Genomic DNA, 22,741 nt, shown 5'->3' with positions numbered 1-22,741 from the left:
ATTGCCAGCTGAAGATGGAAGTGCAGATTCTTCGGCCTGCATAACCCCCAATCGAGCTTTCCCCGTGCGTACTAGGTACGCATATGTGAGATCGAGGAGGTAGCGATGTCCGTTACGACCGCTCCAGAGACGCCATCGGCTGAGCAGGACAGCCCTCTTCCCGCCGGGCCGGATCCCGGCAGCGCGTTATCCCGCGTGCTGGAGCCGGTCAGGCCCCGCCTGGTGACCGCGGTGGCGGTGGCGGCGTCGGCGGCCGTGCTCGGAGTGGCCGGATTCACGCTGATCGCGCTGGCCCTGCGCGAGCTGCTGGCCGCCGACCCCGACGGGGCGACGGTGACGCTGCTCCTGACCGGCGCGCTCGCCGGCTTGCTGGCCCGGTTCGCCCTGCGGGCGCTGTCGTTTCGCGTCTCGCACCTGGCCTCCTTCGACCTGGAGGTGATCCTCCGCACCCGTCTGGCCGAGCACCTGGGGCGCGTCCCGCTGGGAGAGGTCCAGCGACTGGGGTCGGGAGCGGTGAAGAAGGTCGTCCAGGACGACGTCCGCGCCCTGCACATCGCGGTGGCGGACGCCGTCCCGCTGGCCGGGTTCGGCCTCGCGCAACCGGTGGCGGCTCTGGTCGCGCTCGCCGTGCTCGACTGGCGGCTGCTGCTGGCCGTACTGGCGCTCGGCCCGTTCGTGGCGGTCGGCATGCGGCTGGCCACGAAGGACTACGCGCAGACGCGACGGCGCTACGACGAGGCCAATGAGGCGATCAACGCCGCCGTGGTGGAGTTCGTCCAGGGCATGCCGGTGGTGCGCACCTTCGACGACGGGACCGTGTCGTTCCGCAGGTTCGCCGAGCGGGTGCGGGACTTCAGCCGGGCCACCGCGGCCTGGCAGGACAGCAGCAGGACCGCCATGATCTTCTCTCGGATCGTGATGGCCCCGCTGCCGACCCTGCTGGTCGTGCTCGCGACCGGCATCTGGCTGACGGCCGCGGGGGAGATGTTCCCGGCGCAGCTGCTCGGCGCGCTGGTCATCGGCACGCTGCCCGTCGAGTCCGTGATGCCGCTGATGTTCCTGTCGCACCACATCAACGAGTCCAAGGCCGGCGCCGCCCGGATCACCGCAGTGCTGGACATCGCACCGCTGCCCGAACCCGAACACCCTCTGCGGCCGCGGGACGGCTCCATCCGGCTGCGCGGCGTGCGGTTCTCCTACGGATCCGGCGGGCCGGACGCCCGGCCCGCGCTGGACGGCGTCGACCTGGACGTCCCGGCCGGCACGGTGTGCGCGCTGGTCGGCGCCTCCGGATCGGGTAAGTCCACCGTCGCGCGGCTCATCCCCCGGTTCTGGGACGTCTCCGAGGGGGAGGTGCTCGTCGGCGGCGTCGACGTCCGGCGGATCCCCACCGAGGTCCTGCTCCGCCACGTCGCGCTGGTCTTCCAGGACCCGTTCCTGCTGGCCGACACGGTCGCCGAGAACATCCGCCTGGCCCGTCCGGAGGCCACCGACGAGCAGGTGCGGGCGGCCGCCCGAGCGGCCCGGGCGCACGACTTCATCGTGAACGAGCTCCCGCAGGGCTACGACACCCCGGTGGGGGAGCGGGGCGCGCGCCTGTCGGGCGGCCAGCGCCAGCGCGTCACCATCGCCCGCGCGCTGCTGTCGGACGCACCCGTCGTCATCCTGGACGAGGCCACCGCGTTCGCCGATCCGGAGAACGAGGCGGCAATCCAGGACGCGATCGCCGAGCTGACCCGCGGCCGGACCGTCCTGGTGATCGCCCACCGCCTGTCCACGGTGGCCGACGCCGACCAGATCGCCGTCCTGGACCGGGGCAGGATCGTCGAACGGGGAACCCACCGGCATCTCCTGGAGGCCGGCGGCCGCTACGCCCGGCTCTGGGCCCACCACGAGCGGGCCCGTGACTGGGGCCTGAACCCGACCGCGAAGGAGACGAACCGATGAGGCGGATCCTGCGCCTGATGATGCTGTCGGCGGGCGCCTACCGGAGGGAGTACCGGCGCACCCTGCTGTCGTCCCTGGGAGCCTCCGTCGCCGCGGCCGCGGCGTACGCCGTCCTGATCCCCCTGCTGTACGAGCTGACCCGGCCGCACGTCGACGCCGCAGCCGCGTGGCGCTGGTTCGGCGTGTTCGCCGCCTGCTACGCGGCCGAGACCGCGCTGCGCCTGCACGAGCTGCGCTTCCAGTACGGCCGGTGGGCCGACGTGCTCGCCGACGTACGGCTGCGCCTGGGCGCCAGGCTGCGCGCCATGCCCCTGCGGGAGCTCCAGCGGCGGGCCGCAGGCGACCTGACCACCGTGGTCGGCGGCAACGTCGCCAACGCCACCACGGGCGTGTCCACCATGGGCCTGATGTTCCTGCAGTTGGTCACCGTACCCCTCGTACTCGGCGTGGTGATCCTCGCCGTCGACTGGCGGCTCGGCCTGGTGCTCGCCGTCTCCACCCCGTTCGCGGCCTTCTTCGTGCGCCGCATCCAGCGGGCGTCCGGGACGGGTTTCCGGCGGGTGGACGCGGCCGACGCGCGGGCGGCCGACCGGATCGTGGAGTACGTCCAGGGTCTGGCCGTGCTCAAGGCGGCGGGCCAGGTGGGACCCTCCTCACACCGGTTGGCGGCCGCGCTGGCGGAGCAGGGGGAGGAGATGAGCGCCATGCAGAACCGGCTCACCTGGCCCGGCCTGCTGGCCTCCAGCGCGGTGCAGCTCTGCCTGGTGGCCATGACGGCGGTCGGCGCGGCGCTGGTCCTGGACCTCCGGATGGCACCGCCCCTGCTGCTGGCCGTGGTCGCCGGCGCGGTCCGGTTCGCCGAGCCGCTGGCCACCGCCTCCACCATGACCTCGGTGTTCGAACTGACCGACTCCGCGCTGGAGCGGGTGGGCGAGATCCTCGACAGCCGTCCCCTGCCGGTCGGCGCCCCCGGCAAGCGGATCCGGAGTTTCGACCTCTCCTTCGACGGCGTCGCCTTCGGCTACGACGAGTCGGCGCCGGTGCTGCGGGAGGTGTCCTTCACCGCACCGCAGCGGAGCCTGACCGCGCTCGTAGGGCCGTCCGGATCGGGCAAGACGACGGTCACCAAGCTGTTGACCCGCTACGACGACCCCGCCGCGGGCACCGTCCGGATCGGCGGCGCGGACCTGCGCGAGCTGGACCCGGTGGAGATCTACCGGCACGTCTCCGTGGTCTTCCAGGACGTCTACCTGTTCGACGACACGATCCGGGCCAACATCGCGATGGCCCGCCCGGAGGCGACCGAGGAGGAGATCGAGGCCGCGGCCCGCGCGGCCAACGTGCACGAGTTCGTCTCCCGGCTGCCGCACGGCTACGACACCCGCGTCGGCGAGATCGGCGGATCGCTGTCCGGCGGCGAGCGGCAGCGGATCTCGATCGCCCGGGCGATCCTCAAGGACGCGCCCATCGTGCTGCTGGACGAGCCCACCGCGGCGCTGGACACCGAGAGCGAGGTCGCCGTGCAACGGGCCATCGACGCGCTGGTGCGGGACAAGACGGTGCTCGTCATCGCGCACCGGCTCTCCACCGTGGTGGCGGCGGACCAGATCCTGGTGCTCGACGGCGGCCGGATCGCAGAGCGCGGCACGCACCGGGACCTGCTGTCCGCCGGCGGCCGGTACGCCGGGATGTGGGCGGCGCAAAGCCGGGCGCGCCACTGGCGCGTCCCGACCTCCGGGGCCGAACCGCGCACACCGTGATCCGGCGGGTGCGCACAGCCCCCGGCGGAGGCGCGCCACCGGGGGCTGTGCGCGCCGCTCCGGCGGAAGCGTGCTAGAACGGTTCGCGGCGCGCCGCCCGGACAGGGGTCCGGTCACCGTTCCCGTACCACCTCACCCTACCGAGGAAGGCCGGGGCGGGCGGTGCGGCGGACCTGCCCACCTCCGAGGGGATCTCCCACGTCATGAGCACCTCTGAGCCGGCGGCCGCCGGCCGCCCTCGGCGACGCCTCAATCCCGAGATGATCGTCGAGTGCGCGCTGCGGCTGGTGCGGGCCGAAGGGCCGGCCGCGGTGACCATGCGGCGCCTCGCCGAGGAGCTCGGCACCGCTCCGATGTCGCTCTACCGGCACATCCGAGACCGCGAGACCCTGCTGGTGGCGATGCTGGACGAGGTCGCCGAGGGGATCGAGCTGCCGGAGCCCGTCGGCGACCCGCGCGCGGAGGTCACGGCGGTGTTCACCGCCCTCCACGACGCACTGCGCCGGGACCCGTGGGCGGTGCCGCTCATCGTCACCGACAAGCTGGCCGGCCCGTCGATCATGGCCGCTCTGGAACGCGTCTTCGCCGCCCTGCACCAGGCGGGACTGGCCCCGCGCGACGCGATGGTCGCCTACGCGCTGCTGTGGCACTACACCGCGGGCGAACTGCTCGACGCCCACCTGGACGACACCGCGGCCAGTTTCGCGCACCGGATGGTGCGCGCCGCCGATCCCGCCTTCCACCCCGCGCTCGCCAGGACGATGGCGGCGTTCCCGCCCGGACCCAGCGGAGACTGGTACACCGAGAACCTCCAGCGGCTGCTCGACGGCCTGCTGCGGCCGTACCCCGCCGCAGGATCCGGGCCGCCGGGCCCGTGACCGGCTCCGGCCCGGAGGCCCGCCCGATGTTCGCGACCGACGACGCCCATAGGAAGATCATGGACATGGACGGTGATCCGGCCAGGCCGGAGACGGTGGCGCCGGCCCGGTGCGGTGCTCCGGCGACCTGGGTGAAAGCGATGTCGAGCCCCGGGGCGAAATCGTAGGGCACCTCACCGCGGACGTCCCTGGCGGCCTGCCCGGAGATGAGCAGGGGGTCGCCCCGGACGTGAACGACATCGGAGACGCCGGGAACGGTACTGCCGTCCGATCCGCAGGAAACTCCATTGGCCCGGGCGTGTTCGGCGCGTAGGCTGTGGGCCATGCTGATGGTGATCGCGGAAGGCGCAGGATGTTCCCGGTAGGCGCACTGCCGCGTCCTGAAATATCCGGCTCATGACTGTGTTCGTCCACCTCACGGAGGCCAAGAACGTCCGCTCGGTACGGCGTGCCGGGATCAGGGCGCAGAGCCGGTACCACGACCTGCTTGGCGTGTACTGCCTGCCGATCGTGCCGTCCTACCAGGCGACGCACCAGTGGACCAGGGAACTGCGGCGTTTCGGGCGGCGCACGGTGGTCGCCGTCGACTTCCGGATCCCTGACGGCGAGCCGGTCTATGCCGGGCACTACGGGCTGGGGCACACGCAGGTCTCCGGCGCTGAGGCCGCCGCCCTGATCCTTGAGCATGACGATCCCCGAGGGTACGAGGTCTTCGTCCCCCGTGCGGTCGCCGCCAAGGAGATCCACCGCATCCGCTCCGTGAACCAGGTGACCGGCTGGAGGTACCGGCCGGACGCCCACGGCACGCCTCCGTGCCCGATATGCGTCGACCGCGGCGAATACGGCGGGGCGAAGATCCGTGAAGCCGCCGGGATCCTCGGCCACTAGAGCCTGTTCTGAGTTCAGATGAGGTTGCGGATTCACCTGCACGCCACGGTTCTGCCACTGATAGCCACGGGCATGGCACACGGCGACCTCGTGGAACCTGGGCCTGGCATTGGCGCTGATCTGGATCGGCGGCCGCTTCGCGCTGCGGCACGGCCGCCTGTTCGCCCTGTACGTGGCAGGCTACACCGCGGGCCGGTTCTGGATCGAAGGCCTGCGTGTCGACCCGGCCAACGAGATCCTCGGGATGCGGCTCAACCAGTGGACGTCGATCGTCCTGTTCCTCGGCGCGCTGGCCTACGTCTACCTGACCCGCACCAGGACCGCCGAGGAACCCCTCGGCGTCGACCATGAGCATGCAGACGTTCACTGAAGCCGGGATACATCAGTGTACCCAGGGCAGCTCGCAGCCTGCCGTCTGCTCGTGGACGCCTCTTCATTCGCTACAAGACCTATGAAGTTTCGATGAGGATCCGGCGCATCGTCCGCGTGAATCTCTCCGGGTCCTCCAGGAACGCGAAGTGGCCCGCGCCCTCCATGGTGCAGACCTCCATCACCGGCGCGGTGGCCTTGGCGGCGTACTCCGCCACCAGCGGCAGCGGGGTGACACGATCGTGCGTCCCCATGATGAAGAAGACGGGAACCTCGAACGCCGGTACGGGATCGGGTGCGGCCAGTTTCCAGAAGTCCTCGCCCTCGTTGCGGGCCAGTCCCTCGATGGTGAACGACATGCCTTTCACGAAGCCGGCCATGTCCCGCAGCGAGTACGTCCGCGACAGCAGCATGGCCCGGACGAGACGAAAGGGCCCGCGCCGCCCGCTCAGCATGCCGCCGAACTTCCACATCCACGAGTACTTGACGCCCATGTCGCGGGCGGCCTGCCGGTAGGGCGGGTAGCCGAGGCCCTCCAGCGCCGCCAGGGCGTCGGACTGCCCGCGCCGGGCGGCCTCATCGAGCAGGTAGCGGTGCGAGGCGGTCTCCTGCCGGAGCAGGTTGATCAGCTGGCCCGTGCCGATGTAGGCGTGCAGGTTCTCCGGGTGCCGCCTCGCCTCGGTCAGCCCCAGGTATGCGCCCCAGGAATGCCCTGCCAGGTAGATCTTGCCGGTGCGGAACCGCTCGCACAGCAACAGCACCAGTTCGTGCGTGTCCGCCTCGAACTGCGCGACGGTGAGGGACTCCTGCAGGGTGCCGGGAAACGACTTGCCGCTGCCCCGCTGATCCCACTGCACCACCGTGAAGTGCTTCTCCAGCTCCTTCTGGAACATGTGCGCGAATCCCATGTACGGGTTGCCCGGACCGCCGTGCAGGAACAGCAGCACCGGGTTGCCGCGGTCCTCACCCCGGATGTGCAGCCACTGGGTGGTCCCGCCCAGGCGGACCGGCTCCATCAGCGCGATCCTTTTTCCGCGGGTGCCCATCAGCGCACCGCCGCGAATCGGTACGGACGGCGCAAAGGACGGCGGGGGCGGACGCCGGGGGCGGGGCACCGGGCCGTCAGGACGTGGATGCAGGTCATGGGTGCAGTGGACCGCCCCGGCGCGGGCCTCGTCCAACGACTGATCCGGCCGAGTTGACAACGGCGGGTTGTCACCGCAGGTTGGCCAGGTGGATCTCGACACGGCACTCATGCGGGCCTTCGCGGTGACCGCCGAGGAATGTCACTTCGGCCGGGCCGCCGACCGGCTGTTCATCACACAGCAGGCGCTGTCGAAACGGATCGCCCGGCTGGAGGAGATCCTCGGTGCCCGCCTGCTGGAACGGGACCGGCGCAGCGTGGGGTTGACCGCCGCCGGCGAGCGGTTCCTGCCGCACGCCCACGAGGTGGTGGAGGCCGTCGACGCCGCCGCCGCGGCCGCGCCGGAATCGGCGGCCCGGTGCGCGTGGATGTGATGGACGAGCACACCGCCGCCGTCGGCCTGGTCCGACGCGCCCTCGACCAAGATCCCGCCCTGCGTCTGGAGATCACCGCTCGCGGAGCCCGCCGAACGGCGGTCGACGCTCTGCGCAGCGGTGAGGTGGACGTCGCGTTCGGGCGGGCGTCGGCTCTCCCGTGGCCCGCCGACCTGCGGCGCCGGTGCGTCCTGCTGGAACCCGTCGGATTGCTCCTGGGCGCGGAACACCCTCTGTGGGCGCGTGAGGAGGTCACCATGGCCGAGCTGGCCGGTACCGTGTTGCGCTTCCCCATACACGACGCCCCAACGGACTGGGTGAGCCTCCTCGATGAGCTGACCGCCGCTTTCGGCATCGTGGTGGACCAGACCGGATCGAATCTGGGGTTCGATCACTTCCTCGACCAGACCGCCGGTGATCCCACTACCGCCACCTTCTACGGCCTGCGCATGCCGCCGCCGCGCGACGATCGGCTACGCATCGTTCCGATCACCGCGCCCGCACCGGTGTTCGCTTGGACGGCCATGTGGCGGCGGCGCATACCCGAATCGGTCATCGACCGGCTGACCGGTCCGGTGTCGACGGCCCTTCCCCCGCATGCCTGGCTGCCCGCCGCCGACCGGGCATGGCTCGGCCGGTGACCGTCCATGCGGTGGCCGACCACCGCCGACCTCGCCGTCGACCCCATGGGCGGTGATCCACCCGCCCTTCGTTCTCGACCGGGCCGGCTGCGTCGGTGAACGATCTCGCTGCGCGCGGTCGCAGGGCCGTTCGGCATACTGCGACCATGGAAACGAGTACGCGGACGGACGGGATGCGGCCGGGCCGGGCGACGCCCGGGACCGGACCGGCCCGTCCCGTGGAATGGACGCTGCGTTCCGCTGAGCCAGCGGATGTCGAGGTGATCGCGGAGCTGCGAGCGACGGTGATGCGCCCGGACCTGGAGCGGCTGGGCCGGTTCGATGAGCACCGGGTCCGGCAGCGGCTGCGGGACTCCTTCTCCCCGCAGCACACGTCGGTCATCGTGGCCGACGGCGCCTTCGCGGGCTGCATCACGGTACGGCCGGCCACCGACGGGCGGTGGCTGGAGCATTTCTACCTCGCGCCGAGTCTGCAGGGCCGAGGGCTCGGATCGGCCGTCCTGCGGACACTGCTGGACCGGATCGACGCCGACGGCGTGCCCGTTCGCCTGAACGTCCTGCGGGGCAGCGCCGCCCGGCGGCTGTACGAGCGCCACGGATTCACCGTGGAGGCGCAGGACCCGATCGATGTCTACATGGTGCGGCAGCCGGGTGCGGACGCCTTCGGAAGGTGAAGGGGTCGCGGGTACCCACGGGGGCGTGCCGTCCCGTGCCGCCGCATGGTCGTGATCCTTGACGGGTGCCCGCACCGGGACGGATCGGATTCAGCATCGATCCGCACCTCATCCCAGGCGTGGATGATCTGCTCGTCACCGAGTGACAGGCCCACGTGCCCCCAGTTCCTGTGCTCACCGGAGATCGGGCCCAGCAGTCGTAGAAGACGAACGCGCCGATGGGCGGCGATCCGGCATTGGCGCGCACGCCGTACAGTTCGGCCGACTCGTGGGCGCAGTCGCCACCGAAGATCTCGACGGTCCAGGACCTCAGTGATCGTCTTTCTGGTGCGCCAGCGGTTTTCCCGCCTGAGCTTGCCGGCCCCACCGGCGACGACGCAGCCGTCTGCTCTGCGAATGAGGCCGTCGCCTGCGGGGTGAGGAGGCGAGAGGAGGAAGTACAGATCAGCGAGGGACCGGCTGCAGCGGCGCCAATCGCGGGCGGTGTCAGTCGACGTTGCGGCAGTCGTGGCTTCATCTCGTCTTGACCACCGCGAGGCCTCGCTTCATGGCTTCCCATACCTCACCGGGCGGTGACCATCCGTTGTCGACCAAGACCAGCACCGCTTCGACGGCTGTGCGGATCTCCCCGAGTGCGGGCCCGGGTACTGCGGCCGGGGCGTGCGCGCCGCCTCGCTGTAGGTCCGCCCGGCGGGAGCACCGGAGGTGAACGGATCGCGGTCGTCCCGCAGTTCAGGGTCGTCGTACAGGATCTCATGCGGGAAGCCGGGAACTTCGGCAGGCGCGCGCCCAGGTGGGTGGCTTCAATGGCGTGACGATGTCGTCAGTGGCGTCCGGGCCCCGCTGAGGCTCGCATCCGGCCGTATGGCAGCGCCGGATCCTCTCAGGGGATCCCTTACCCAAATGTCTGATGCTCCCGGCGGATCAGCCGGGAGCATCAGACATTCATCAGGCGAGTCGGGCAGCGACGGCGGTAAAGCCCCTGCTCAGTGACGTGCCCGGTAGCATGACGACCGCCTCACCGCCAAGAGGAGGCGCGGCCGTTCAGCTCAGTTCAGCCGGAACCGTCCGACCAGCTCCCGCAGCTCATCAGCGGTCCGGGCGACCTCGCCGCTGGCCTGCTCGGCCTGGCGGGCGCCCCGCAGGGACTGGCCGCCGGCCGCAGCGACCTCGCCGATGTCGTGGGCGATCCGGTCGGAGCCCGCGGCTGCGTCGGTGATCCCGCGGCTCATCTCCTGGGTGGTGGCGGTCTGCTCCTCCACCGCGCTGGCGATCGTCGTCTGGTACTCGTTGATCTTGGCGATCACGTCGCTGATCTTCGCGATGACCTCGACAGCGCCCTCGGTGTCGCGCTGGATCGCCGCGACCCGGGTGCTGATGTCGTCGGTGGCCTTGGCCGTCTCCTGCGCCAGGTCCTTGACCTCGCCGGCGACCACGGCGAAGCCCTTGCCCATCTCACCGGCGCGGGCGGCCTCGATGGTGGCGTTCAGTGCGAGCAGGTTGGTCTGCTCGGCGATCGAGGTGATCAGCTTCAGCACCTGCCCGATCTGGGCCGACGACTCGCCCAGGGTGGCGATCGTCCGGGTGGCCCGCTCCGCCTCGCTCACCGCCGAGGAGGCGATCCGCGCCGCCTCGCTGGTGCTCTGGGCGATCTCCCGGATCGACTGCCCCATCTCCTCGGAGCCGGCCGCGACCGTCTGCACGTGCCGGGAGACCTCCTGCGACTGCGCGGAGGCGGCGCGGGTGCGGGCGGTGGTGTCGTCCACCGCGCCGGCGATGCCGCTCGCCACGGTGGTCAGCTCCGCCGACGCGCCGGCCAGCGTGGTCGCGTTGCCCGAGATCTGGCGCATCGACGCGCTCAGCGCCTCAATCGCTCCATCCAGTCCGGCGGCCATCCGGCCGAGCTCGTCGGCGCTGGTCACCTCCGAGCGGACGGTCAGGTCACCGGCGGCCAGAGCCGCGACCGCCCGGCCCACCCGGCCGATCGGCCGGGTGATCGACTTCACCAGCGGGATCGACAGCCCCACCAGCAGCGCCGCGGCCAGCAGGGCGACGACGATCGACAGCGTGCGCATGGAGGCGACCATGTCGTGCAGGTCGGTCTGGGCCTGCGCGGTGCGCGGGCCGAGTTCTTCCTTCAGCTCGTCCAGCGGCGTGTCGATGAGGTCGTTCTGCGCGTGGATCTTCTCTATCCCGCCCTGCATGGAGGCCGGATCGCGCCGGCCCGCGGCGACGAAGTCGGTCATGAACCGGTTCATCGGTTCGATGTTGCGGCGCACCTCCTCGAACTTCGCCTCCAGGTCGGCGGGCAGCTCCAGCGCGTCGAAGGCGGCCACGGCCTTGTTGAGGCTGTCGATGTCGCCGGGTACCTCCTCGTCGACCAGCTGGTCGATGTCGCTGCCGGCGAGCGCGAGGTATCCGCCGACCTTCAGCTCGACCGCGCGGGTGTCCAGGTGGTTGAGCGCCGCGGTGGCGGCCTCCAGGTTGGCGACCAGCTCCGACTGGTCGGCGAGTCGGTTCTGGCTGACCGCGCCGATGCCGGCCACGGTGCCCAGGCTGAGCACGCCGACGCCGACGATGAGACCCAACCGCTTCGCGACCCCCAGATCGGACAGTTTCATCACGGATGTCTCCTCATGTTTGCAATGTGGTACGGCTTCTCATCGGCAGGCGGATGCGGGGATTGAGAGGAGTTGGACGCGGTTCTGAACTCCGGAGAGCGGCACGCACCGATGAATGAGCCGGGCACCGATCGGCCGACCCGCTCCACAACACGTCAGACGATGCTCGAAACGCACTCGAGCAGGTTCAAGCGGCGTAGGGTCGTCGCCTTCGTCCGGGATACCCGCTCCGCCTCGATCGGCCGTTCGGCCTCCTCCTGAAGTCGCAGCCGGATCGTGCCGCTCAGGGAGGAGCGGGGGATCACCCTGATCCGCCGCGGGCCCGTCTTCCGCGATCTTTCATAGGCATCGATCTTTCATAGGCATCCGTTCCGTCCTCTCGGAAGGAATTCCTTGTGCGTTCCGTGAAACTCGCCGTGATCACCGTCGCCGCCCTGGCCGTGCTGGCGCCTGCAGCGGCCAGAGCCGACACCGGCGCGAACGATCCCTTGTCCTACCAGTGCCTCATCGACAGGATCGCCGCCACCCCCCTGCCGGACCTGCCCGAGGACGAGTCGCCCGTCCCGGGTCATGTCAGAACCCCCATCCCCGGAATCGTGCTGGACGTCTGGACGCCCGGTACGCGCTTCACCGGCGCCACCGGCCGCTTCGCCCTCGGCGGAGGCAGGCTGCGCCCCGGCGACGCCTTCCGCACGCCAGCGTCACCAAGACCTTCACCGCGGTGGCGGCCCTCCGACTCGTCGAGCAGGGCGAGCTCCGCCTCGACGACACGATCGGCGAGCACCTCGACCCCGCCCTGATGAAGAAGATCCGGTACGGCTCGCGCATCACCCTCCGGCAGCTGCTCGACCACACCTCCGGCATCGCCGACTACGTCACCGACGACCCGTCATGGATGAGCGAGGTCTTCACCGCCCCCCGCCGCATCTGGACACCCCGCGAGCTGGCCGAACGGGGGCTGCGGCTTCCTCCCGCGTTCCAGCCGGGAAAGGGGTACCACTACTCCGGCACGGGCTACGTGCTGGCCGGGCTCATCATCGAAAAAGCCGCCGGCAAGCGCCTGCACCAGGTCTACCGCCAGGAGATCCTGCAGCCGCTGGACATGCGCGCGACCTATCTGGAGCACTGGGAGCCCCACCGCGGGCGGCTGTCGCACCCCTACGTCCTCGACCTGGACTTCAGGCACTGGAACCCCACCTACGACACCTTCGGCGGCGGCGGCCTGGTCTCCACCGGCGCCGACCTGGCCCGGTTCATCCGCGGCCTGTTCGAGGGCCGGGTCTTCGAGCACGCCCGGACGCTCGACGCCATGCTGCAGGCCACCGCGCACAGCGAGGGCGGCTACGGCCTGGGCATCATGCGCATCCAGGAGGGGAAGACGACGCTCTGGGGTCATCTGGGTGCGCACGGCGCCTTCATGCTCTACGAGCCCGGCACGAAGACCTCCGTCACCGGCACCGTCAACCAGATGTTCACCGGGAACAAGCGGGTGGAGAGCGAACTCATCTCCGCCGCCTACCGCATCGCCACCGGAGCGAAGACCCGCGCCCGCCCCGCCTGACATCGCCGCCGTGCCCATCACCGTCGGACTCCGCCGATCCGGAACGCGAACCGGCGACCAGATGACCCGTAGCCGGCCGGTGCCGTCATCGATGACGGCACCGCATCGCGGCGTGTGAACATCGCCTCCATCGGACGGGGCGTATAGGACATCAATGTCTCCATCAAACCCGGGGCGGTTCACTTTCTGCGAGCCGGCTTGGCCTTGAGCCGGTGGTGTTTCTGGCTGTTGTGCGTGCCGCCGAGCTCCCGGATCACGAGGGCCTGTCAGTGGTCAGGTATGCGGGGCCGGCGGTCGCGTGGCCGGTGTGGCCGGCGATCGCCGTTTCGGGTGATCGGCCGCTGAGCATGGCCGCCAGCCGGGTGAGTGACACCGCGCCGCCGGTCAGGGTGGTCAGCGTGAGGGTGAACCAGAACGCCGTCCAGGTAGGCGGGATCGACAGGAGCATCACCATGGCGGGCGGGCCGCCCAGCACCAGCAGCCGGAGTCGCCGGTCGTCGCGAATGTGCCGGCGGGTCTTCGGAGTCGGGCGCAGCCCGTCGGCCACGATCAGGCGCCAGGTGGACAGCGCGGTGCCGTACAGCACCAGGAGCGTCATCAGGCCGAGGAGCTGTACCCACTCGGGCACGGCGGGATGATCGGGAGTCGAGGCGGGCAGAGTCAGCGCGCTGATCGGCAGGGCGCCCAGTGCCTCGACGGCCAGGAGCCGGCTGATCGGTCGCTCGCGGAAGAGCGCCACCAGTGATACTTTCATCATAGATACGATCGTAATTCATGCGATAGTTTTAGTGGCGATCGGACGGGGGTGGGTGATGAGAATCTTCGCTCTTGGGGGAGCGGGCAGGGTGGGCCGGGTCGCGGTGCGGGCGGCCGCCGGGCTGCCGGGCGTCCGGGAGCTCGTCGTCGCCGACCGCGACCTGGACGCGGCGCGGCGGCTCGTTCGTGAACTGGCCGATTCGCGGGTGCGGACGAGCGCCTGCCGGGTGGACGTCACCGACGAGGCCGAATTGGAGGCGGCGCTGCAGGAGGCCGACATCGTCTTCAACGCCATCGGTCCGTATCACCGGTACGGCGCGGTGGCACTGCGGGCGGCGATCCGCACCCGTACGCACTACATCAACGTCTGCGACGACGGGGAATCCACTCTGCGGATGCTCGACCTCGACGCCGACGCCCGCGCGGCAGGGGTGTGCGCCGTGGTAGGTATGGGCGCCAATCCCGGTATCAGCAACCTGCTCGCGGCCAAGGCGGTGGCCCGGTTCGACATCGTGATCGATCTCTACACCGCCTGGCCTGTCGATGTGCTGCCGGCGTCCGGCGCTGAAGAGACCGGCCTGCGCGGTCCGGACGGCCGTCCCATGGCGGCCGTCGTGCACTGGATGCGGCAGCTCGGCGATACGGTCGCCGTGGTGCACGACGGTGCGCTCGTGCAGCGGCTACCGCTGCGGCCGGTCACCCTCACGCTGCCCGGTGGCCGCAAGGGCACCGCGTACACCGTCGGCCATCCCGAGCCGGGGACCTTGCGGCGCAGCTACCGGCCGGTCAAAGACTCGGCCAATCTCATGGTGCTCCCGCCTGGAACCGCGGCTTATCTGGACGTGCTGCGCAGTGACATCGCCAGCGGCAGGCTCACCGATGAGACGGCTGCCGCCGACCTGGCCAAGCCCGCGATGCGGCGCGCCGTGCGGGCCGCCGTGCGGTCCCTCAGGTTCAAAGGCCCCGGCTCGCTGCCCCTGTGCTTCGCCACCGCCACGGGAGTCAAGAACGGCCGCCTGGCCACGGTCCTGGCCCACCTGACCGGCACGGACGCGCTCATGAACGACATGGCCGGAGCCGCCGGGATCCCGGTGGCTCTGGGGCTGGCCCAGCTACTCGACGGCACCGTGGCCCGACCCGGGGTCCGCCCGCCGGAAACCGCCATCGAGCCCGACCGGTTCTTCGCCGACCTGGCGGAACGGTTCAAGCCCGTCGCCGTTGTGATCGAGCAGGTACCGTGAGGCGCCGGCGATGCGCTGCCGTCGGCCTTCGGCTGCTACGGGGCCGGGCAGGGCTCGCAGCGGAGCGGCCCGGCCCTCCCCGGCTTTCGTGGAGCCGCGATCGGAGCATCCGGCTCGGCGCTACCGGCACCAAAGGGCCGAAGTCGCTCCCGCCGTTCTTCGCCTGCGCCACCGGAACGAAAGCGGATGAACCCGTCACCGTCCTGGCGCGCGTCACCGGCCTGACCGGTGACATGGCCCGGACAGGGGCGATGGCGCTGATCAACGACATGGTCGGGGGCACCGGCGCCCGCTCGCACCAGGGCTCGCCCACGTGCTGGGCGGCCCCGAACGCGCTCTTTGACGCCCACCTGAGGCCGTGATCGCCGCCGACCGCTTCTTCCGCGACCTGGCACACCGCATCGCCGGTGCTCTGCTGCCGCCCTCCGGCGACGGCGTCCTCGTCGGCTGGACCGCCGCGCCGCCCTGCTGACCCGTACCCGACCCGCCGAACAGGAGAACCTCATGCGAGAACACGCCGCGACCACGGGCCACCCGCCGGCCGTTCGATTCGGCGAGGTCGACGTGGTCGTCGTGGGAGCCGGGCTGGCCGGGCTTCTCGCCGCGCGCCGGCTGCACCAGGCGGGCGTGAACGTCGTCGTCTGTGAGGCCAAGGACCGTGCCGGCGGCCGGATGCTGACCATGACCTCCGCTACGGGCGTCTCCGTCGATGCCGGTGCGGCCTGGGTGGGGCCTGGTCAAAAAGCGGTCCTCGCGCTGCTGGAGGAGCTGGGCATCGGGCTGGTGCCGCAGTACGACGACGGGGCGAACCTGCTGCACGTGGACGGCAGGACCTACCGCTATCAGGGGAACATCCCCCCGGTCGGGCTGATCGGACTGCTCGACCTCGGGCGCGCCCAATACGCCCTGGACCGGATGGCCCGTCGCCTCGGCCCTCCGCTCTGGCACGGGGCTTACGCCCGCCGCCTGGACGCTCAGACCTTCGGCGGCTGGATGCGCCGTCACGTTCACACCCATGCGGGCCGGATGGTCTTGGAGGCGGCGACCGCCAGTGGTTTCGGCTGCCTGCCCGACGCGCTGTCGCTCCTGGCGTTCGCCGCCCACGTCGGAGGAGCAGGCGGACTCAGCTCACTCCTCGAGGTCAGCGGAGCGCTGAAATACCGGATCGCCGGCGGCGCGGGCTCGCTGACCACCAGGCTGGTAGCGGACCTGGACGGCCGGGTCCTCACCGGCCACCCGGTCACCCATATCAGCCGCACCGATCGCACGGCCTGGGTAAAGGGCCCGGCGGGCGGCGCCCCCATCACCGCCCGCCACGTCCTCATCGCCACGGACCCCGCAACCGCCCAGGCCATCGCGCACGACCCACCGCTGCCCACGGCCCGAGCCGATCTGCAACGCCGCTGGCAGATGGGGCACGCCGGCAAGGCCCATCTCGTCTACTCGCGGCCGTGGTGGCGAGATCAGGGCCTCACCGGCGCCGCCATCACCGAACGAGGCCTGGCCCGCATGACCTTCGACGTCAGCCCGCCCGATCCGGACGCCCCGGGTGTCCTGCTGGCATTCGTGGACCTCAGCACCGTCGACGACCCGAACCTCCTGCGGTCCGGTGCGACCCCCGAGCGTGAACGCCAGGTGCTCGACGATCTGGAGGCGCTCTTCGGCGAGCGCGTCCGTGACCGCCTGGACTACCTCGAACACGACTGGACGGCCGAACCCTGGCAGAGCGGTTGCGTCCCCGCCCCGCCACCGGGCCTGCTCGCATCCCACCACCCGTGGCTGACCCGCCCCGTCGGACCCTTGCACTGGGCGGGCGCCGAGACCTCCTACCTGTGGGAGGGCCACATGGACGGCGCCGTCCGCTCCGCCGACAGAGCCGTCACCGAGATCCTCACCGCTCGCCGGTGAGCAGCAACCCCAAGTTCGAGGGGAGGCGTCCAACGGATATCGCCCACCGGAAGTGACGCGTGCCTGGGTGAGTCCAGTCAACGGCGGCATCCTCAGAGGATCGGCGCACCACCCGTAGACGATCATTCAGACCATTGAGGTGCGTGTGCGGGACTACGGGTTCTGCCCTGGTCATCGAGAGCGGAGAGGACGAAGATGATCTCGTTCGGGTGATGGCCCATACGCGGGACGAGCGAGTGCCGTGCCCGGTGCGCGGGGCACTGACCGGATGGTCGCCGATGTCCCCGTCGGTGGGCGGCGGGTGGTGTCGCGACAAGGCCCGCGTCTGGTCCGCCCGGAGTGGAAATGCCTTCGGCTGAGGCACCGGCGCTGCCGATGCCCTTCGGTTGTGAGACGGTCGGGCAGGGCTCGCGGCGGAGCGGTCTGCGGCTTCCATGGGTCGCGGTCGGAACATGCGGCTCGGTGCCGGTCACGTGCGAGGCGCTGCTGTGCTTTGCATGTCGCTGTAGAGGCGGAAGAGGCGGGTGTGCTCGCTGTCGGGGTCGGCTTTCTCGTTCAGGAGGGTCCAGCACTGCGCGACCAGTGCGCGTGCCTGGCTGCCGGGCCAGGGCTGTGGGAGCAGCTGAGGCGGCAGGAGGGGGTCGGGCTCCATGGCGCGGGTGAATTCGGCGGCCAGTTCCACTGCGATGGTCAGGCGCTGCGCTCCGGCCAGGTCGGTGTGGTCGCGGAGGCGCTCCAGGCGCGGTCGGGCGACGGCGGCGAGCCGGTGATAGCGCTCGGCGATCTCGTCCAGGGGCCACAGGGCGCGCACGAGTGCGGCGGGATCGTTCTGGTGGCCCCGGCGCAGGTCGCGGGTCGTGGCGAAGGTGAGGTGGTCGAGGACGTCCAGGCGGCGGGCGTGGTCCTCGACGTAGGGTTCCCACGGGTTGGCGCTGAGGTAGAGGCCGCCCTGGAGGGGTGCTCCGCCCAGGTGGGTGAGCGCGGCGCGCAGGGTGTCGCGTGCGGTGCGAGCGGTCTCGGGAACGGCGAAGGCGACCAGGTGCCAGGTGCCGTCCCAGGGGGCGAGCCCGGCGTCCTGGCGGAAGGCGTGGGCGATGAACGCGACGTCGGAACCCAGGAGCCGCTCGGTGGGGCCGGTGGCCCGCAGGAGTCCTTTGCGTCCCCGGCCTTCGTGGTGGAAGCGGCCTTCGGCGACCAGCCGCTTGATGCACAGGCGCACCTGCTGGTCGGTCATGCCCAGCAGGTTGCCGGTGGCGTAGAGCTCGCCGGTGTCGACCGTGAGGTCGGCGCGCACCAGCGCTTCGACGAGCATCCGGGTGGGGACTTGCACGTCCGGGCCCGGCAGGTGAGGTGCGGCGTTCATGCTGCGGCCTTCCACGGCGGTGCGGGCGGACGGTGTGGAAGGAGTTTACCGGTGTTCACGGCCCGATGACCTTCGCCACCGCCTCCAGCAGGATGCGGTGGCGGGGGTCGTCCAGCGCGTCGGGGGGCATGGAGCGGGGAAGGAAGGCCAGCGCGAGGCCGCGCCGGGGATCGGCGAGCCCGAGCGCGCCCCCGATTCCCGGGTGGCCGAAGGCGGACGCAGACCCCAGCCGCCAGGCGCGGCTCGGCAGGGCGAACCCGCATCCGAAGGCCGAGGCGAGGCCGAGGACGCGGTCCCTGCCGGCCACGCGCGGCCGTACGGCGGCGCGCAGGGTGCGCCCGCCGACCAGTGCGGTACCCGCCTCCGGCAGGAGCATGGCGTAGAGCCGGGCCAAGGCTCGTGTGGTGGCGACGGCGTTGGCGGCGGGAAGGTGGGCGGTGAGGGTCTGCGGGCGGCGCACCCACACCTCGGGCGCCTCGTCGATGGCGCCGCGTACGGTCATCGCCTGCCACAGGGGTGTCCCGGGGCGGGTGAAGATCGTGGTGGTCAGCCGTACCAGGAGGGGAACCCGGGTGGCGGCGTGTACCGGGGCGGGCGGCGGGCCGTCGGGCGTCCCGATGCTGATCGCCAGGTCGTGGGGGCGGCAGATCAGCTCGGTGAGCACCTCGCCGAGACGTCCGCCGGTGACGCGGCGCACCAGCTCGTCGGCGAGGGTTCCCCAGGTGACCGCGTGGTAGGCGGCCGGCCCGGCGGCCAGCGCAGGCGCTCATCGGCCAGGGCGTCGGCGAGGGGGCGCCCGTCGAGCACCTCGGCGAGAGTGACCGGACGTGTGGGTGCGATGAGCCCGGCCTGATGGCTCAGCAGTTGCGCGACGGTGATCTGCGACTTGCCGTGGCGGCCGAACTCCGGCCAGTACCTGGCCACCGCGGACTCGAAGTCGAGTTCGCCGCGGTCGGCCAGGACCGCCAGGCATGCGGCGGCGACGCCCTTGGACGCGGAGAAGATCACCTGGCGGGTGTCCGGGCCGTGGCTTCCGCCGTAGAGGTCGACGGCGGTCGCGCCGCGGTGCACGATGTGCAGGCCCGCACCGAGTTCGCCCGGCCTGCGCATGATCGCGGCGAAGGCCTCGCGGACCGGTCGCCACCCGGGGGCGACCTCGCCGCGGAGTGTCGGGCCGGCCATCAGGCGCGGTCCACTTCGACCACCTGACCGCGCCCGCCCCGTGGAGGATCGGTGTGGGCGGCCAGCTCGTCGAAGTACCGGTCGGGGTCGAGCACCGCGTCGGGAGTGTGGACGCCGGGCGTGCGGACCGACCCGTCGAGGATCTGCCCGGCCGCCAGAGCCAGGGGGATTCCGGTCGCTCTGGCCATTCCCCGGGGAGAGGCGACGAGCCGTGCTCCGATCGTGTGCGGCCGGCCGTCACGGGTCCCGGTGGCCAGCGCGAAGAAGGCGGGCAGCGCACCGGGTCCGCGCAGTGAGAGCCGGTGGACGGCGGATCGGGCCAGGCGGCGCACGGCCGGGTCGTCGAGTTCGGCGGCGGCCTGCTCCAGGGTCAGCCTTCCGCGGTCGATGTCGTCGCGCAGGGTCATCAGATAGGCGGCGGTCAACGGCCGGACCACCATGACGCAGGTCGAGTCGCGGGTGACCGAGCGGGTCCGCGGCAGCGTCACCGGCTCGGGGTGGCCGACGGTGTAGGCGGTGCCCTTTCCCCGTCCCGGGTAGTGCAGGGTGATCGCTTCCAGGGGCGGCCGTTCGGCGGGCTCGCCGGCGCTCCACGTCCTGATCGTCCCGGACAGCTGCTGCATCCAGTGGACGGTGGCGGCGGAGAGGCCGGAGGCGGACTCATCGGCCGGGTCGTCACCGACGAAGGGCACGTCCACCGGCCAGGCCGTGTGAAGGTCGTCGACGGTGTCCAGTTCGCGGGCCGCGAGTGCGGCCAGCATGTTGCTGGTGCCCGGGCTCGCCCCGGCGCCGATCACGGCGATCACGCCTGCGTCGTGCGCCTCGGTGTCCAGCGCGAGCATGTCCAGCGTGGGCTCCCAGTCGTCGCAGATGTCGACGTAGTCGGTGCCGGTGTCGATCGCCGCCCGCAGGACGGGCACGCCGAGCCGGAAGAAGGGGCCGGTGGTGTTGATGACGAGGTCCGCGTCCTGGAAGAGGGCGCGCAGCCGTACGGGATCGGTGGCGTCGGCCGCATGCGGGGTCAGCGGCGTGGCGCCGCCCGCCAGCCGGTCGGCCAGGCGCTCGGCGGCGGCCAGGTCGCGGTCGGCGATCACCAGTTCCGCGATGTCGCCGCGGGCGGCCAGCACTTCGACCGCGGGCCTGCCCATCGCCCCGGCCCCGCCCAGGGCGACCACGGTGCGCTTGTTCGGTTCAGTCATCGAAGACCATGCCTTTGCGAAGATCGAGGAAGGCGAATCTCGCCCGGTCGAGGAGGTAGTTCTGAGTGACGGCCCAGGGGTCGCGCTCGCCCTGCTGAGGGAACAGGTGCGCGGCGCGCTGAACATAGGTGGAGGTCAGGCCGAGCAGGGGCCGTCCGGCCTGCCGCGGCGGCGCGGCGGGCATCGCGGTGGTGAGGCCGCGCCGCCGCATGTGATCCAGCAGCCGGACGACGTAGCGCGAGGAGAGGTCGGCCCGCAGTGTCCAGGAGGCGTTGGTGTAGCCGACGCAGAAGGCCAGGTTGGGCACGCCGCTGAGCATCAGCCCGCGGTAGGCGGTGGTCTGCGCCACGTCGATCGCCCGCCCGTCCACCGACAATCGGATCCCTCCCAGGGGGACCAGCGACAGCCCCGTCGCGGAGACGACCACGTCGGCGTCCAGGGATTCGCCCGACTCCAGTTCGATCCCGCCGGCGGTGAAGCGGGCGATCTCGTCGGTGACCACCGACGCCCGCCCGGCGGACACCTGCCGCAAGAAGTCCCCGTCGGGCACCACGCACAACCGCTGGTCCCACGGCTGGTACCGGGGGGTGAAGTGCCGGTCCAGGTAGGCCGGATCCGGCAGGAGGCGCAGGAGGCCCTCACGCAGGTACCGCTTGGTCTGCTCGGGGAAGCGCCGGCTCAGCCAGTAGGTCAGCTGACTGCTCAGCACGTTCTTGCCGCGGATGAGCGCGTGCGCGAACCGGGCGGGAAGAAGGCGGCGCAGCGCGTCGGCCGTCCGATCGACCGCGGGCTGGGAGGCCAGGTAGGTGGGTGATCGCTGCAGCATCGTGACGTGCGCCGCCGTCTCGGCCAGTGCGGGCACGAGGGTGACCGCGGTGGCCCCGCTGCCGATCACCACCACCCGCTTGCCGGCCACGTCGAGGTCTGCCGGCCAGAACTGCGGATGCACGAACCGGCCGCCGAAGCGTTCTGCGCCCGCGAAGTTCGGCTGATGGCCTCGGGCGTAGTCGTAGTAACCGGCGCAGACGTAGAGGAACGAGCATGTCCAGGTCCGGGAGCGGCCGCCCTCCTGCGTCTCGACCACCCACCGGGGCCCTTTCCATGACCACGCGGCGGAGACCACTTCGACTCCGTGGCGGATGTGCCGGTCGATCCCGTGCGCGCGGGCGGTGTCCTCGATGTAGCGGCGGATGCTGTCGCCGTCGGCCAGCGATTTCGCGCCCCGCCACGGCTGGAACGGATAGCTGAGGGTGAACATGTCGGAGTCCGAACGGACGCCCGGGTAGCGGAACAGGTCCCAGGTGCCGCCGAGGCGGTCCCGGGCTTCCAGCACCGCATAAGTCCAGCCGCGCCGTTGCAGGTGCCACGCGGCGCCGACGCCGGACAGGCCCGCTCCGACGATGAGCACGTCCACATGCCGCGAATCGCTCACTTCTGAAACGCTCGTCATGCAAACGATAGTAACAGAATTAATAGATAAATGGCGATCGCTGCTTGACCGGAAGGGAAGTGGGCGCGGTGCGGTCAGGTGATCTGCAGCGTGACCGGATGTCTCCGTGGCGAGGGGCCGGGCGGTTCGGCCGGGCCGCATCGGTGCGGCGACGTGCCCGTTGGCGCCGAATCGGCAGGGGGCCTTGTGGTTGACAGGCGCCTTCGTCGTCTCCATGATAGTGAACATTCACTTTTAGGAGGGGTATGACGTTCGTTCTCTACGGAGCCACCGGCACCACCGGCACCCTGATCGCCGAGGCCGCCGTGCGCCGCGGTCACCGGCCCATCCTGGCCGGGCGCTCACCCGAGCGGCTGCGGCCGCCGGCCGAGCGCCTCGGCCTGGACTGGGCGGCGGCCGCCATCGATGACCCCGCGGCACTCGACGGCCTGGTCGCCCGCGCCCCGCTGACGCTGCTGACCGCCGGCCCGTTCACCGCCACCAGCGCCCCGGTGCTGCAGGCGTGCCTGCGCGCCGGTTCCCACTACCTCGACGTGGCCAACGAGACCGGTGTGTTCGAGGCCGTCTACGCCCGCGACACCGACGCGCGGCGGCGCGGGGTGACCCTGCTGCCCGGTGCCGGCTTCGGCGTCGTGGCCACCGACACCCTGTCCCGGCACGTCGCCGACCGGCTCCCCAGCGCCGTGCGGCTGGAGCTGACCGTACTGCTCTACACCGCCGGGACCAGCCCGGGAGCGGGCGGCCAACCGGCTGGCCATCGCCGCCGGCGGCGGCCTGGCCCGCCG

General features: G+C 71.3%; 20 protein-coding genes and 1 pseudogene. 13 read left to right on the top strand and 8 right to left on the bottom strand.

Going from position 1 to position 22,741, the window contains the following annotated elements; genetic code table 11:
- Window positions 1-195: 195 nt before the first annotated feature.
- The 5 genes and pseudogenes from ACWJ6R_RS05840 to ACWJ6R_RS05820 form a co-directional block, all read left to right on the top strand.
- Window positions 196-1,947: an ABC transporter ATP-binding protein gene (locus ACWJ6R_RS05840; protein WP_449061201.1), complete on the top strand. Its 1,752-nt coding sequence runs from the start codon at window positions 196-198 to the stop codon at window positions 1,945-1,947.
- Window positions 1,944-3,707, top strand: coding sequence for an ABC transporter ATP-binding protein (locus tag ACWJ6R_RS05835; RefSeq protein WP_449061200.1), 1,764 nt, complete (start codon window positions 1,944-1,946; stop codon window positions 3,705-3,707). Before ACWJ6R_RS05840 ends, ACWJ6R_RS05835 begins: the two co-directional genes overlap by 4 nt.
- 203 nt (window positions 3,708-3,910) lie before the next feature.
- Complete coding sequence (locus ACWJ6R_RS05830) at window positions 3,911-4,585, top strand: TetR/AcrR family transcriptional regulator (RefSeq protein ID WP_449061199.1); 675 nt, start codon at window positions 3,911-3,913, stop codon at window positions 4,583-4,585.
- A gap of 396 nt (window positions 4,586-4,981) precedes the next feature.
- Entirely contained in the window at window positions 4,982-5,473 is a 492-nt protein-coding gene (locus ACWJ6R_RS05825) for a hypothetical protein (protein WP_449061198.1), read from the top strand.
- 91 nt (window positions 5,474-5,564) lie between these two features.
- A pseudogene (locus ACWJ6R_RS05820) lies at window positions 5,565-5,819 on the top strand (prolipoprotein diacylglyceryl transferase family protein); the annotation flags it as partial.
- Between the two features lie 103 nt (window positions 5,820-5,922).
- Here the strand turns inward: ACWJ6R_RS05820 and ACWJ6R_RS05815 are convergent.
- On the bottom strand, window positions 5,923-6,858 hold the full coding sequence (locus ACWJ6R_RS05815) for an alpha/beta fold hydrolase (RefSeq protein WP_449061197.1): 936 nt from the start codon (window positions 6,856-6,858) through the stop codon (window positions 5,923-5,925).
- Window positions 6,859-7,075: 217 nt separating this feature from the next.
- Here ACWJ6R_RS05815 and ACWJ6R_RS05810 point away from each other — a divergent pair, with 217 nt between their 5' ends.
- The 3 genes from ACWJ6R_RS05810 (at window position 7,076) to ACWJ6R_RS05800 (ending at window position 8,675) form a co-directional block, all read left to right on the top strand.
- Window positions 7,076-7,360, top strand: a complete 285-nt coding sequence (locus ACWJ6R_RS05810) for a LysR family transcriptional regulator (RefSeq protein WP_449061196.1) — start codon at window positions 7,076-7,078, stop codon at window positions 7,358-7,360.
- Entirely contained in the window at window positions 7,360-8,001 is a 642-nt protein-coding gene (locus ACWJ6R_RS05805) for a LysR substrate-binding domain-containing protein (RefSeq protein WP_449061195.1), read from the top strand. Before ACWJ6R_RS05810 ends, ACWJ6R_RS05805 begins: the two co-directional genes overlap by 1 nt.
- 260 nt (window positions 8,002-8,261) lie before the next feature.
- Window positions 8,262-8,675: a GNAT family N-acetyltransferase gene (locus ACWJ6R_RS05800; protein WP_449061194.1), complete on the top strand. Its 414-nt coding sequence runs from the start codon at window positions 8,262-8,264 to the stop codon at window positions 8,673-8,675.
- Between the two features lie 1,049 nt (window positions 8,676-9,724).
- On the opposite strand, the gene ACWJ6R_RS05795 is transcribed toward ACWJ6R_RS05800, so the two are convergent.
- Window positions 9,725-11,296, bottom strand: a complete 1,572-nt coding sequence (locus ACWJ6R_RS05795; RefSeq protein WP_449061193.1) for a methyl-accepting chemotaxis protein — start codon at window positions 11,294-11,296, stop codon at window positions 9,725-9,727.
- 499 nt (window positions 11,297-11,795) lie between these two features.
- On the opposite strand from ACWJ6R_RS05795, the gene ACWJ6R_RS05790 reads away from it, so the two are divergent.
- Window positions 11,796-12,857 carry a serine hydrolase domain-containing protein gene (locus tag ACWJ6R_RS05790; RefSeq protein ID WP_449061192.1) on the top strand — a complete coding sequence of 354 codons (1,062 nt, stop codon included), beginning with the start codon at window positions 11,796-11,798 and terminating at the stop codon, window positions 12,855-12,857.
- A 253-nt stretch (window positions 12,858-13,110) separates the two neighbouring features.
- Here ACWJ6R_RS05790 and ACWJ6R_RS05785 read toward each other — a convergent pair whose 3' ends face one another.
- Complete coding sequence (locus tag ACWJ6R_RS05785) at window positions 13,111-13,614, bottom strand: hypothetical protein (protein ID WP_449061191.1); 504 nt, start codon at window positions 13,612-13,614, stop codon at window positions 13,111-13,113.
- 55 nt (window positions 13,615-13,669) lie between these two features.
- On the opposite strand from ACWJ6R_RS05785, the gene ACWJ6R_RS05780 reads away from it, so the two are divergent.
- The 3 genes from ACWJ6R_RS05780 (at window position 13,670) to ACWJ6R_RS05770 (ending at window position 16,762) form a co-directional block, all read left to right on the top strand.
- The gene (locus ACWJ6R_RS05780) at window positions 13,670-14,854 is read left to right on the top strand and encodes a saccharopine dehydrogenase family protein (RefSeq protein ID WP_449061190.1); all 1,185 of its coding nucleotides are present in this window, start codon (window positions 13,670-13,672) and stop codon (window positions 14,852-14,854) included.
- A gap of 233 nt (window positions 14,855-15,087) precedes the next feature.
- Window positions 15,088-15,216, top strand: coding sequence for a hypothetical protein (locus ACWJ6R_RS05775; protein ID WP_449061189.1), 129 nt, complete (start codon window positions 15,088-15,090; stop codon window positions 15,214-15,216).
- A gap of 142 nt (window positions 15,217-15,358) precedes the next feature.
- Window positions 15,359-16,762 (top strand): flavin monoamine oxidase family protein, encoded by a 1,404-nt coding sequence (locus ACWJ6R_RS05770; protein ID WP_449061188.1) that lies wholly within the window; start codon window positions 15,359-15,361, stop codon window positions 16,760-16,762.
- A gap of 469 nt (window positions 16,763-17,231) precedes the next feature.
- On the opposite strand, the gene ACWJ6R_RS05765 is transcribed toward ACWJ6R_RS05770, so the two are convergent.
- The 5 genes from ACWJ6R_RS05765 to ACWJ6R_RS05745 are packed head-to-tail and all read right to left on the bottom strand — an operon-like array spanning window position 17,232 to window position 21,938.
- Window positions 17,232-18,125, bottom strand: coding sequence for a PaaX family transcriptional regulator C-terminal domain-containing protein (locus ACWJ6R_RS05765; protein ID WP_449061187.1), 894 nt, complete (start codon window positions 18,123-18,125; stop codon window positions 17,232-17,234).
- A 55-nt stretch (window positions 18,126-18,180) separates the two neighbouring features.
- Window positions 18,181-18,822 (bottom strand): serine hydrolase domain-containing protein, encoded by a 642-nt coding sequence (locus ACWJ6R_RS05760; RefSeq protein ID WP_449061186.1) that lies wholly within the window; start codon window positions 18,820-18,822, stop codon window positions 18,181-18,183.
- The gene (locus tag ACWJ6R_RS05755) at window positions 18,774-19,307 is read right to left on the bottom strand and encodes a serine hydrolase domain-containing protein (protein WP_449061185.1); all 534 of its coding nucleotides are present in this window, start codon (window positions 19,305-19,307) and stop codon (window positions 18,774-18,776) included. The genes ACWJ6R_RS05760 and ACWJ6R_RS05755 overlap by 49 nt, the downstream gene beginning before the upstream one ends.
- Entirely contained in the window at window positions 19,307-20,506 is a 1,200-nt protein-coding gene (locus tag ACWJ6R_RS05750; protein WP_449061184.1) for a saccharopine dehydrogenase NADP-binding domain-containing protein, read from the bottom strand. Before ACWJ6R_RS05750 ends, ACWJ6R_RS05755 begins: the two co-directional genes overlap by 1 nt.
- Window positions 20,499-21,938, bottom strand: a complete 1,440-nt coding sequence (locus ACWJ6R_RS05745; protein WP_449061183.1) for a flavin-containing monooxygenase — start codon at window positions 21,936-21,938, stop codon at window positions 20,499-20,501. Before ACWJ6R_RS05745 ends, ACWJ6R_RS05750 begins: the two co-directional genes overlap by 8 nt.
- A gap of 263 nt (window positions 21,939-22,201) precedes the next feature.
- Here ACWJ6R_RS05745 and ACWJ6R_RS05740 point away from each other — a divergent pair.
- The coding region (locus tag ACWJ6R_RS05740; RefSeq protein WP_449061182.1) for a saccharopine dehydrogenase NADP-binding domain-containing protein at window positions 22,202-22,741 on the top strand (540 nt) is incomplete at its 3' end.

It is taken from the genome of Planomonospora algeriensis, assembly GCF_977012225.1.
Note: the sequence above shows the minus strand (reverse complement) of the source record. Positions and strands in the feature narration are given on the sequence as shown.

Excerpts from the sequence above, each read along its gene's own strand:
- ACWJ6R_RS05835 (WP_449061200.1), top strand. The coding sequence starts at position 1,944 with ATGAGGCGGATCCTGCGCCTGATGATGCTGTCGGCGGGCGCCTACCGG.
- ACWJ6R_RS05830 (WP_449061199.1), top strand. The coding sequence starts at position 3,911 with ATGAGCACCTCTGAGCCGGCGGCCGCCGGCCGCCCTCGGCGACGCCTC.
- ACWJ6R_RS05825 (WP_449061198.1), top strand. The coding sequence starts at position 4,982 with ATGACTGTGTTCGTCCACCTCACGGAGGCCAAGAACGTCCGCTCGGTA.
- ACWJ6R_RS05815 (WP_449061197.1), bottom strand. The coding sequence starts at position 6,858 with ATGGAGCCGGTCCGCCTGGGCGGGACCACCCAGTGGCTGCACATCCGG.
- ACWJ6R_RS05805 (WP_449061195.1), top strand. The coding sequence starts at position 7,360 with ATGGACGAGCACACCGCCGCCGTCGGCCTGGTCCGACGCGCCCTCGAC.
- ACWJ6R_RS05795 (WP_449061193.1), bottom strand. The coding sequence starts at position 11,296 with ATGAAACTGTCCGATCTGGGGGTCGCGAAGCGGTTGGGTCTCATCGTC.
- ACWJ6R_RS05785 (WP_449061191.1), bottom strand. The coding sequence starts at position 13,614 with ATGATGAAAGTATCACTGGTGGCGCTCTTCCGCGAGCGACCGATCAGC.
- ACWJ6R_RS05780 (WP_449061190.1), top strand. The coding sequence starts at position 13,670 with ATGAGAATCTTCGCTCTTGGGGGAGCGGGCAGGGTGGGCCGGGTCGCG.
- ACWJ6R_RS05775 (WP_449061189.1), top strand. The coding sequence starts at position 15,088 with ATGGCCCGGACAGGGGCGATGGCGCTGATCAACGACATGGTCGGGGGC.
- ACWJ6R_RS05770 (WP_449061188.1), top strand. The coding sequence starts at position 15,359 with ATGCGAGAACACGCCGCGACCACGGGCCACCCGCCGGCCGTTCGATTC.
- ACWJ6R_RS05765 (WP_449061187.1), bottom strand. The coding sequence starts at position 18,125 with ATGAACGCCGCACCTCACCTGCCGGGCCCGGACGTGCAAGTCCCCACC.
- ACWJ6R_RS05755 (WP_449061185.1), bottom strand. The coding sequence starts at position 19,307 with ATGGCCGGCCCGACACTCCGCGGCGAGGTCGCCCCCGGGTGGCGACCG.
- ACWJ6R_RS05750 (WP_449061184.1), bottom strand. The coding sequence starts at position 20,506 with ATGACTGAACCGAACAAGCGCACCGTGGTCGCCCTGGGCGGGGCCGGG.